The organism is Gordonia sp. (in: high G+C Gram-positive bacteria), assembly GCF_047602025.1.
GTDB lineage: Bacteria > Actinomycetota > Actinomycetes > Mycobacteriales > Mycobacteriaceae > Gordonia.
In genome coordinates this window covers 2,324,218-2,335,096 of sequence record NZ_JASGII010000001.1, presented here as the reverse complement: position 1 = coordinate 2,335,096, position 10,879 = coordinate 2,324,218, and the positions used below count along the sequence as shown (strand labels likewise).

The 10,879-nt window shown below is 65.7% G+C and carries 11 protein-coding genes; 8 read left to right on the top strand and 3 right to left on the bottom strand.

What is annotated here, in order from left to right:
- Positions 1-83 precede the first annotated feature (83 nt).
- Positions 84-536, bottom strand: coding sequence for an endonuclease domain-containing protein (locus QM728_RS11680; RefSeq protein WP_415032175.1), 453 nt, complete (start codon positions 534-536; stop codon positions 84-86).
- 469 nt (positions 537-1,005) lie between these two features.
- Between QM728_RS11680 and QM728_RS11675 the strand changes: the two genes are divergently transcribed.
- Both QM728_RS11675 and QM728_RS11670 read left to right on the top strand, forming a co-directional pair.
- Positions 1,006-1,887, top strand: a complete 882-nt coding sequence (locus tag QM728_RS11675; protein WP_415032174.1) for an exodeoxyribonuclease III — start codon at positions 1,006-1,008, stop codon at positions 1,885-1,887.
- A 143-nt stretch (positions 1,888-2,030) separates the two neighbouring features.
- Positions 2,031-2,642: a hypothetical protein gene (locus tag QM728_RS11670; RefSeq protein ID WP_415032173.1), complete on the top strand. Its 612-nt coding sequence runs from the start codon at positions 2,031-2,033 to the stop codon at positions 2,640-2,642.
- 66 nt (positions 2,643-2,708) lie between these two features.
- Here QM728_RS11670 and QM728_RS11665 read toward each other — a convergent pair whose 3' ends face one another.
- The gene (locus QM728_RS11665; protein ID WP_415032172.1) at positions 2,709-3,392 is read right to left on the bottom strand and encodes a TetR/AcrR family transcriptional regulator; all 684 of its coding nucleotides are present in this window, start codon (positions 3,390-3,392) and stop codon (positions 2,709-2,711) included.
- Positions 3,393-3,504: 112 nt separating this feature from the next.
- On the opposite strand from QM728_RS11665, the gene QM728_RS11660 reads away from it, so the two are divergent.
- The 6 genes from QM728_RS11660 (at position 3,505) to QM728_RS11635 (ending at position 9,897) form a co-directional block, all read left to right on the top strand.
- Positions 3,505-3,951 carry a nitroreductase/quinone reductase family protein gene (locus QM728_RS11660; RefSeq protein ID WP_415032171.1) on the top strand — a complete coding sequence of 149 codons (447 nt, stop codon included), beginning with the start codon at positions 3,505-3,507 and terminating at the stop codon, positions 3,949-3,951.
- Between the two features lie 364 nt (positions 3,952-4,315).
- Positions 4,316-4,687, top strand: coding sequence for a 30S ribosomal protein S12 (gene rpsL, locus QM728_RS11655; RefSeq protein WP_007321021.1), 372 nt, complete (start codon positions 4,316-4,318; stop codon positions 4,685-4,687).
- Positions 4,688-4,689: 2 nt separating this feature from the next.
- Positions 4,690-5,160 (top strand): 30S ribosomal protein S7, encoded by a 471-nt coding sequence (rpsG, locus tag QM728_RS11650; RefSeq protein ID WP_415032170.1) that lies wholly within the window; start codon positions 4,690-4,692, stop codon positions 5,158-5,160.
- 46 nt (positions 5,161-5,206) lie between these two features.
- Entirely contained in the window at positions 5,207-7,312 is a 2,106-nt protein-coding gene (gene fusA, locus QM728_RS11645; protein ID WP_415032169.1) for an elongation factor G, read from the top strand.
- 101 nt (positions 7,313-7,413) lie between these two features.
- Positions 7,414-8,604, top strand: a complete 1,191-nt coding sequence (gene tuf, locus QM728_RS11640; protein ID WP_415032168.1) for an elongation factor Tu — start codon at positions 7,414-7,416, stop codon at positions 8,602-8,604.
- Positions 8,605-8,934: 330 nt separating this feature from the next.
- Positions 8,935-9,897: an alpha/beta hydrolase gene (locus tag QM728_RS11635; RefSeq protein ID WP_415032167.1), complete on the top strand. Its 963-nt coding sequence runs from the start codon at positions 8,935-8,937 to the stop codon at positions 9,895-9,897.
- On the opposite strand, the gene QM728_RS11630 is transcribed toward QM728_RS11635, so the two are convergent.
- Entirely contained in the window at positions 9,891-10,850 is a 960-nt protein-coding gene (locus QM728_RS11630; RefSeq protein ID WP_415032166.1) for an oxygenase MpaB family protein, read from the bottom strand. The genes QM728_RS11635 and QM728_RS11630 overlap by 7 nt on opposite strands.
- Positions 10,851-10,879 lie beyond the last annotated feature (29 nt).

The following is a 10,879-nucleotide window of genomic DNA, read 5'->3' as shown; positions in this document are numbered from 1 at the left end:
TGCGAAATTGATTCTGCTGAGAAATCTCCCGTGGTGACCATCAGAGGGAAGATTGCCGCCGCTTGGTCAGCAGGGGAGAAATCTCAGCAGCGCTTCCGGTGCCTGTCGGCCCTGGTGAACGCTTGTATGTCGGCAAAGACCTCCGCCCACTGGTGAATCACCATCGAGTACGTGAGCCGGATGGTGACGAAGCCGGCGAGCAGCGACTTCCGGTCGCGCCACCGATCGCGTTCATAGTCCTCGAGGTTCGTGTGGTGTTGCTTGCTGTCGCACTCGAGGATGAGTTTGCCGATCCGAAGGTCGGAGTGGCCGACACCGGGGATGCGTGGCTGCACGACGACCTTGTAGTTGGCGGCCCGAAGTCTTAGGCGGGTGATTGTCTCGGTGCCCGACTGGGACCTGGGGTCGCACTTTTCCAGGAGTCGTTGGTGCTTGGCGGAGATCAGGCCGGTCAGCGCCCGCTGGAGGTCGGCGATCCCCATCTTCTTGGTGCACAACACCGAGTCGGCGACGACGATGAAGTCTTCTGCCGTCATGCAGTTGGCAGCACACGCGAGTGCGAGGGCGACGGCGTCGATTGCGTCGTCTCCGGGCCGGGCGCGGCCGTGGTGTCGACAACCACCCGGCACTGGGCCGCGAATGTGTGCGCCCGAATAGCCCGGCGGCACCCAGAATCCGTGACGCTGCAAGGCGGGTGCGCAGGAGAGTGCCCCGCGGAGGCGGACTGCCTCGACCGTCTGGGGGTCGGCCAGCGGAGTGGCAAACCACCCGGGTCGGATGCGGGTGAGTGTGCCGGACTGGACTGCCCGGCGGATGTCGTTGTCGGTGTAGTTGCCGCGCAGCAGCTGTTTCCTGGTGAATACGCCGGTCATGTCTCTTAGACGTGCGAGCACGGTGATTTGGACCCATGGGCCGCTGAGAAATCTCCCGTGGTGACCATCGGAGGGAAGATTGCCGCCGGTTGGTCAGCAGGGGAGAAATCTCAGCAGCCGCTAGGTTTGGGGCATGCGCGTTGCGACCTGGAATGTGAACTCGTTGGCCGCCCGGGTGCCGCGGGTGGTGCCGTGGCTGGCCGAACGCAAACCCGACGTCGTTTGCCTGCAGGAGACCAAGCTCAGCGACGAGGGTTTCGCCGACGCGATCGGCAAGGACCTCGATGAGCTCGGCTACGAATGGGCCCATCACGGGCAGGGCCAGTGGAACGGTGTCGCACTGTTGTCCCGGGTGGGACTCGACGACGTGGAGAAGGCCTTCCCGGGAACACCCGGCTTTCCCGAGGTCGACGGACCGCCCGAGGCGCGTGCTGTCTCGGCGGTCTGCGACGGCGTCCGCGTCTACTCCCTGTACGTGCCCAACGGCCGCGAGGTCGGCTCCGACCACTACGGGTACAAGCTGGCGTGGCTCGGCGCCCTGTGCGACGCCGTCCAGGCCGCCGGGCCCGCGACGACGATGGTCTGCGGCGACATCAACATCGCGCCCGCCGACGACGACGTGTACGACGCGACCGCCTTCGCCGGGCACACGCACGTGACTGACGCCGAGCGGGCGGCGCTGGGCGCGGTGGTCGACACCGGACTCGTCGACGTCGTGCGACGGCGGTGGCCCGACGAGCGGGTCTTCAGCTATTGGGACTATCGCGCCGGGATGTTCCACAAGGACCTCGGCATGCGGATCGACCTGATCCTCGCCGGCGCCGACGTGGCCGATCGCGTGGCCGCCGCGTTCATCGACCGTCAGGCCCGCAAGGGGAGCAAGCCCAGCGACCACGCCCCGGTGATCGTCGACCTCGACGACGCCCCCGAGGGCGACATCGGGCCGATGGTGCCGCCGCCGTCGAACCCGGCAAAGCGGGCAGGCGCGGTCAAGCCCCCGCAGGCCTCCGACTGAGTCGCGAGGTCGATGGTCCCGACGCCGGAGGACCCACCGCCCCAATCTCGGCAAATGTGCGTTGCGTCACAAATGACCGCCAGATCTGTGCTTCGATGGGGACAACTGCAGGTCCACTGCAGGCCATTTGAGAGGGGAACGATATGAGGCGTCTCGCTTCAATTCTGGGACTGCTGGCCGCAGCTGTTGCGGCCTTGATGGTGGTGCAGCCGGCCAGTGCCGGAGCTCAGCCGGCCACCAACGTCGGCAAGCCGACGTTCGCTGTGACACCTGACAACCAGGCCATCGTTGTTTCGGTGACGTCCGGGTCGATTAAGCGTGTCGGAGACGAGTTGGTCGTCAACGATGCGCGCGGCGCCAAGACCCGTGTGCCGTTGACGGTCAAGAACTCACCGATCAGTGCCCGAGTGGCCGCTGACAACAAGTCGGCGGTGCTGAAGCCGATGGGATACCACGAGGTGTTGACCTACAAGCGTCCGCTGCCGCGGCCGATGAACAAGGGTCAGGCGTGGTACCAGCTGAATGCGTTGGCCAACCAGAACTGGGGTTGTGCTGCCGGACCCACCGCTGTCGGTGCGATTATCGGTGCGCTGGTCGGCATCTTCCTCATCCTCGCCTGGCCGATCACCACGCCGATCGGCGCGGCGATCGGCGCCTACGTCGGCTACCAGAACTGCGGCCGCGGCCGCTGGATGGACCGCTACCGCGGCGAGACCATCCGTGCTTTCTGGCGCTGGTGGAACATGCCCGGCTGATCGTCGACTGACGACAACCAACGGCTAGCCGACTCGGGCCGGATCCTGCGGGATCCGGCCCGAGTTCTATGCGCTGAACAGGGCGTCGAGGGCCAGCTCGACCTGGCCGTCGAAGAATTCCTCGCGATGGGGGAAGGAATCCGGGCCCAACTGGCCGAACACCTCCAGGCTGACCGCGCCGACGATCGTCGACCACAGCATCGTCGCCCCGTGGACCGCCCCGGGCGGGAGCGTCAACCCGAACTCGGTGGCGACGGCGGAGAGGTCGCCGTCGAGCGGCGCGCCGGGGTCGGGCAGTTCGCGCAGGGCGCCGGCACGGTGGGCGGCGTCGAGACGGCGCAGCAGCGCGCCAACCACCCGCGTGCCGGGCCCGACCGTCTGCTCGGCCGGCGCGTCGTACCCGGGAACGGGGCTGCCGTAGAGGAGGGCCCAGCGCGCCGGGTCGTCGACGGCCCACTGTCGCATCGCCAGCGCCGCGTCGTGCACCTGTTGCCGCGGGGGAGTGGACGCGGCCATCGCGCGGTCGACGGCGTCGCCGAGGTCGTTGTACGCCTCGACCAACAGCAGGGTCAGCAGGTCGTCGCGGCTGGGGACGTAGCGGTACACCGCCGACGACACGACGCCCATGTCCCGGGCGATCGCCCGCAGCGACAGCCCGGCGGCGCCGTGGGTGGACAGGTGTTCGCGGCCCAACTCGCGGATCCGCGCCGTCATCGCCGCACGGTTCTCCGCCCGCTTCCCAGTTGCCATTTCCCGATCATGCCACAAAAAGAGAGCACCGCTCTTGCTTTTCCTTGCCGACGGGTGCACACTCATAAATCGAGAGCAGTGCTCTCACAACATCCGACGAGAGGCACAAGCCATGAACGACACCACCCACTACGTCCCGCCCAACCGCATGGACCGCGCCTTCAACCGCGCCGTCGGCTGGCTCACCGGCAAGGGTGTGAGCCTGGCCGGCACCCGTGTCTTGACCGTCACGGGACGCACCAGCGGCAAGCCCTACAGCATCCCGGTCAACCCGCTCCCGATCGACGGCCGCGAGTACCTCGTCGCCGTCCGCGGCGAGACCGACTGGGTCCGCAACGTGCGGGCGTCGGGCACTGCGACGCTGAGCCTGGGCCGGCGCGCGGAGACGGTCGCGCTCACCGAGGTCCCCGTCGACCGGCGGGCCCCGATCCTGGCCGCCTATCTGAAGAAGTGGGGCTGGGAGGTCGGCCGCTTCCTGGCCGACGGAATCGACCCGCGCGCCGACGAGGCCGAACTGGCCCGTCACGCGGGCAAGATCCCGGTGTTCGAGATCGGGTGACCTGGCGAATCTCGTTTTGACCCTGCCTATCGGGGTCGGTAAAGTACTCAGGCGGTGCCTGGCGAAAGCTGGGCCAGTCCGCATGCGTGTCAACGGATCGAGTCGCCCGGAGTGAAACCCGGAGCTCACCGGTGGTCGTGGCGGGCTGACTAGGCGAGACCGCGAAACGGTGTACGACACACCCGACCGCGGGGTAGCGATCAATGTACTGACCAGCGCAAACGTGCTGGTGGGGCGAGTTGTGGAGGTGAATCACGGTCGCCGATGGCGACAGTGATCATCTGCCCGGAGCACCAACCGCAACGGACACCGCGGATCGGCGACCAGCCGCTCCAACGCGTCGAAAAACGAATGAAGGAATTCAGTGCCAACTATTAATCAGCTGGTCCGCAAGGGCCGCAAGGACAAGGCTTCGATCAAGAAGACCGCGGCCTTGAAGGGCAGCCCGCAGCGGCGCGGCGTGTGCACGCGTGTGTACACGACCACCCCCAAGAAGCCGAACTCGGCGCTTCGCAAGGTCGCGCGTGTGCGCCTGACCTCCGGCGTCGAAGTCACCGCCTACATCCCGGGTGAGGGCCACAACCTGCAGGAGCACTCGATGGTGCTCGTGCGCGGTGGTCGTGTGAAGGACCTCCCCGGTGTTCGTTACCGCATCATCCGCGGCTCGCTCGACACCCAGGGTGTCAAGGACCGCAAGCAGGCTCGCAGCCGTTACGGCGCGAAGAAGGGCGGCTAGTCATGCCCCGTAAAGGACCCGCGCCCAAGCGCCCCCTCGTCAACGACCCGGTCTACGGTTCGCCGCTGGTCACCCAGCTGGTGAACAAGATCCTCCTCGACGGCAAGAAGTCGACCGCCGAGCGCATCGTCTACGGCGCCCTCGAGCAGGCCCGCGAGAAGACCGGCACCGACCCGGTCATCACCCTCAAGCGCGCGCTCGACAACGTCAAGCCGACCCTCGAGGTCAAGAGCCGCCGCGTCGGTGGTGCCACCTACCAGGTGCCCGTCGAGGTCAAGCCCAACCGCGCCAACACCCTGGCGCTGCGTTGGCTGGTGACCTTCAGCCGTCAGCGTCGCGAGAAGACCATGGTCGAGCGCCTCGCCAACGAGCTGCTCGACGCATCCAACGGTTTGGGCGCTTCGGTGAAGCGTCGCGAGGACACCCACAAGATGGCCGAGGCCAACCGGGCGTTCGCGCACTACCGCTGGTAATCGCAGCCACCCCTACTTCAACAATCGATTCCCGGAGGGAATGCACGTGGCACAAGAAGTGCTCAACGACCTGACCAAGGTCCGCAACATCGGCATCATGGCGCACATCGATGCCGGTAAGACGACGACTACCGAGCGGATCCTGTACTACACCGGTGTCAACTACAAGATCGGTGAGACCCACGACGGTGCGTCGACGACGGACTGGATGGAGCAGGAGAAGGAGCGGGGTATCACCATCACCTCCGCCGCCGTCACCTGCTTCTGGGACGGCAACCAGATCAACGTCATCGACACCCCCGGCCACGTCGACTTCACCGTCGAGGTCGAGCGCGCCCTGCGCGTGCTCGACGGTGCCGTTGCCGTGTTCGACGGCAAGGAGGGCGTCGAGCCCCAGTCCGAGCAGGTCTGGCGCCAGGCGACCAAGTACGACGTTCCCCGCATCTGCTTCGTCAACAAGATGGACAAGATGGGCGCGGACTTCTACTTCACCGTGCAGACCATCATCGACCGCCTCGGCGCGAAGCCGCTGGTCCTGCAGCTCCCGATCGGTTCCGAGGATGCCTTCGACGGCGTCGTCGACCTGGTCGAGATGAAGGCCAAGCTCTGGCGCGGCGAGACCCAGATGGGTGCGGAGTATCAGACCGAGGACATTCCCGCGGACCTGGCCGACAAGGCCGCCGAGTACCGCGAGAAGCTGCTCGAGACCGTCGCCGAGTCCGACGAAGAGCTCATGGAGAAGTACTTCGCCGGCGAGGAGCTCTCGATCGACGAGATCAAGGGCGCCATCCGCAAGATGACGATCAACTCCGAGCTCTACCCGGTGCTGTGCGGCTCGGCTTTCAAGAACAAGGGCGTGCAGCCCATGCTCGACGCCGTCGTCGACTACCTGCCGAACCCGCTGGACATCGGCGAGATCGAGGGCCACGCCCCGGGCAACGAGGAAGAGATCATCACGCGCAAGCCGGATGCCTCCGAGCCGTTCTCGGCCCTGGCGTTCAAGATCGCGGCGCACCCGTTCTTCGGCAAGCTGACCTTCGTCCGCGTGTACTCGGGCAAGGTCGAGCCGGGCACCCAGGTCCTGAACGCGACCAAGGGCAAGAAGGAGCGCATCGGCAAGCTCTTCCAGATGCACGCCAACAAGGAGAACCCGGTCGACGACGCCGTGGCCGGCCACATCTACGCGATGATCGGCCTGAAGGACACCACGACCGGTGACACCCTGTGCGATCCGGCCAAGCCGATCGTCCTGGAGTCCATGACCTTCCCGGACCCGGTCATCAACGTCTCGATCGAGCCGAAGACCAAGGCCGACCAGGAGAAGCTGGGCACCGCGATCCAGAAGCTCGCCGAAGAGGACCCGACGTTCACCGTCAACCTCGACGACGAGACCGGCCAGACCGTCATCGGCGGTATGGGCGAGCTCCACCTGGACATCCTCGTGGACCGGATGAAGCGCGAGTTCAAGGTCGAGGCGAACGTGGGCAAGCCCCAGGTCGCCTACCGCGAGACCATTCGCAAGACCGTGGACAAGCACGAGTACACCCACAAGAAGCAGACCGGTGGCTCTGGTCAGTTCGCCAAGGTCATCATCAAGCTCGAGCCTCTCACCGATGCCGAGGATGGTGCGACCTACGAATTCGACAATGCCGTCACCGGTGGTCGTGTCCCGCGCGAGTACATCCCGTCGGTGGATGCCGGTGCGCAGGACGCGATGCAGTACGGCGTTCTCGCCGGCTACCCGCTGGTCAACTTGAAGGTCACCCTGCTCGACGGTCAGTACCACGACGTCGACTCGTCGGAAATGGCCTTCAAGATCGCCGGTGCGCAGGCTCTCAAAGAGGCTGCCCGCGCCGCGAACCCCGTCATCCTGGAGCCGATCATGGCCGTTGAGGTCACGACTCCGGAGGACTACATGGGTGATGTGATCGGCGACCTGAACTCCCGCCGTGGCCAGATCCAGGCCATGGAGGAGCGCAGTGGTGCCCGTGTCGTCAAGGCACAGGTTCCGCTGTCGGAGATGTTCGGCTACATCGGAGACCTTCGGTCGAAGACCCAGGGCCGGGCAAACTACTCCATGGTCTTCGACTCGTACGCCGAAGTTCCGGCGAACGTGTCGAAGGAGATCATCGCAAAGGCGACCGGCGAGTAATCACCAGTCGTCTGCGGGCCGCGCCTCGGCGCGAAACAACCAAAGATAACCAACCACTGTCGGGAACCACTCGGCAGCGATAACAGTCCAGGAGGACACAAGTGGGCAAGGCGAAGTTCGAGCGGACCAAGCCGCACGTGAACATCGGCACCATCGGTCACGTCGACCACGGCAAGACCACCACCACGGCCGCCATCACCAAGGTGCTGGCCGACAAGTACCCGGACCTGAACGAGAGCTTCGCTTTCGATCAGATCGACAAGGCTCCGGAGGAGAAGGCTCGTGGTATCACGATCAACATCTCCCACGTCGAGTACCAGACCGACAAGCGCCACTACGCGCACGTCGACGCTCCGGGTCACGCCGACTACATCAAGAACATGATCACCGGTGCCGCCCAGATGGACGGCGCGATCCTGGTCGTGGCCGCCACCGACGGCCCGATGCCGCAGACCCGCGAGCACGTGCTGCTCGCGCGTCAGGTCGGCGTTCCTTACATCCTGGTCGCCCTGAACAAGGCCGACATGGTGGATGACGAGGAGATCATGGAGCTCGTCGAGATGGAGGTCCGCGAGCTGCTGGGCGCCCAGGAGTTCGACGAGGACGCTCCGGTCATCCCGATCTCGGCATTGAAGGCGCTCGAGGGCGACCCCAAGTGGGTCAAGTCCATCGAGGACCTCATGCAGGCCGTCGACGACTCGATCCCGGACCCCGTCCGCGAGACCGACAAGCCGTTCCTGATGCCCGTCGAGGACGTCTTCACCATCACCGGCCGCGGCACCGTGGTCACCGGTCGTGTGGAGCGCGGCGAGATCAAGGTCAACGAAGAGGTCGAGATCGTCGGCATCCGCGAGGAGTCGCAGAAGACCACCGTTACCGGTATCGAGATGTTCCACAAGCTGCTCGACGAGGCTCAGGCTGGCGACAACGCCGGTCTGCTGCTCCGTGGCCTCAAGCGTGAGGACGTCGAGCGCGGTCAGGTCATCGTCAAGCCGGGCACCACGACTCCGCACACGGAGTTCGAGGGCCAGGCTTACATCCTGAGCAAGGACGAGGGCGGCCGTCACACGCCGTTCTTCAACAACTACCGTCCGCAGTTCTACTTCCGCACCACGGACGTGACCGGCGTCGTTACCCTCCCCGAGGGCACCGAGATGGTCATGCCGGGCGACAACACCGAGATGAGCGTCAAGCTCATCCAGCCGGTCGCCATGGACGAGGGCCTGCGCTTCGCGATCCGCGAGGGTGGCCGCACCGTTGGTGCCGGCCGCGTCACCAAGATCATCAAGTGATCTAGGTAGTAAGCGCTGAAACGGCGCCCATCCCTTCGGGGGTGGGCGCCGTTTCGCTTTGTGGACGTAGACTTCGCGATATGAGCAACAAGAATGAGCACGAGCAGAAGATCGAAGAAGAAGAGAAGGCCTCCCAGCGCGAGCGCGACCGCCTGGAGAAGGAAGAGGAAGAGCGCCTCAAGTAGCGATGGGCGCGGCCGGTGGCTCGTAGGTCGTCGCCCCGCACTACCTCAAATCACATCTGTCACTTTGTTAACACCCGGTCTCGATGCAGTTCGCATTGGGACACAGCCCTTGTAGATGGTTGTCGCCGGAAAATACGCTTCCGACGTGCACAAATCATCTGATCGGGCGAGTCGGGTTCGTCGAGGGGTGCCCGCCGTCGCCATTGCCGTCGGGGCACTCGTGACCGTCGGCACCGTCGCCGCACCCGCCGATGCGGCGTCGCGCTCCCGCTTCTACGTCTCTGGTTGCGGCATGCCGTCGTCGCCGGTCGACGTGTGGAAGCGCGTGAGCAACTACAAGACCGTGATCGCGCTCGACGGCCTGCGCGCCACCAACGACGAGAGTGGCTGGCGGCACGAGACCAACATCCACAAGCTCGCCGGCAAGGGCGTCAACGTCGTGGAGCCCGTCGGCGGGCTCGCGAGCTTCTACACCGACTGGGCGCGCAAGCCCGGCAACAAGCAGAAGTACAAGTACAGCTGGACGTGCCGGCTGAACTCGCTGATCAGGGAGCTCGACGCGCGCGGGTACTCCGCCGGCCGCTGGAACAAGTACGCCATCATGGGCATTTCGATGGGCGGCAACTCGGCGCTGACCTACGCCGCCAAGCACCGCAAGCGCATCTCTCACGCCTTCTCGATGTCCGGCTATCTGAACCTGTCGGCGCCGGCGATGCGCGAGAGCATCAAGGTCGCCCTCTTCGACGCGGGCCGAGAGGCCGGTCGCGGCCCGTACAACGCCGACGACATGTGGGGCCCGCCGTGGGACAAGCGGTGGGTCGACAACGATCCGTTCCACCTCACCGGCAAGATGCGCGGCATGAAGGTCCGCATCGCGGCGGCGACCGGGGCGCCGGGGAAGTACGACGTCCACGCGGAGAACTCGACCAAGGGCGCGCCGCTGGAGACCGCGTCGATCGCGCAGACCAAGGCGTTCCAGACGCAGGCGGACCGGGATCGGCTCAAGCTGAGCACCGACTACCAGTTGCAGGGCACCCACGCCTGGGGCTACTGGCAGGAAGCGGTGTGGCGTGCCCACCGCGCCGGGTGGTTCCGCGACCGCTACTGAGCGCGGAGTGCCTTGAGCGCGCCCGGGCGGTTGTGGATCTTGCGCGGGTCGACGCCCTCGCGCTCCCACCCCTCATAGGCCCACTCGACGAACAGCCACTTCGCGGGCAGCTTGTTGAACACCGGGTTCATCGCCCGCATGACCTTGGTGAAGCGGTCGAACCGTCGCTGCATGCGCGGATTCCAGTCGAGACGGCAGACGTCGCGCATCTGCTGCGGCAAGGTGCCGATGATGACGGTCCGCACGAACGCGTTGAGCGGGGGCGACAGCACCTTCCAGAGTGGCTTGGGGATCCACCGCGGGCCGGGGATGCCCTGGCGCAGGTAGCCGGTGGCGTAGACGATCGTCTTCGTCGGGACGAAGCGGTCGCACATCGCGTTCCAGTACTCGAGGAACTCGGCGTAGGTCTGCGGCTGGCTGCGCGCGCTGACGCCGTAGAGCTGGTACCAGACCTTCGACTCCTCGAAGATCTGCTCCTTCTCCGCGTCGGAGAGTCGGCGGATGAAGGTGTCGGTGATGTAGATGACCTGGTCGACGAACGTCGCGTGCGCCCAGTAGAAGAGCTCCGGGTTCAGCGCGTGGTAGCGGCTGCCGTCGCTGATCGTTCCCTTGATGTCGCGGTGGAAGTCGCGGACCTTGTGGCCCCAGCCGTAGGGGTCGTCGGAGTAGACGGTCCGCATGATGGGCGGGCCGGTGCGCCGGGCGCGGCCGATGAAGTCGCTGAAGATGACCGAGTGGTCCTCGACGCCCTTGGCTAGCTGCTCGATGCAGTTCTCGGTGCCGGCGAGGCGTTGGAAGCCGAACAGGCCGCGGATGTCGCCGTAGAACTTCCAGACGAGCGAGTCGGCGCCCAGCCGCAGCTCGAGGTCGTCGATGTCGTCGTCGAAGACCGGGGCCTCGAGGATCGACGGCTCGGCCTCGCGCACCCCGGCGTCGAAGTCTTGGACTGTCATGCGGTCGAGGATACCCGTCGTTGAGACGA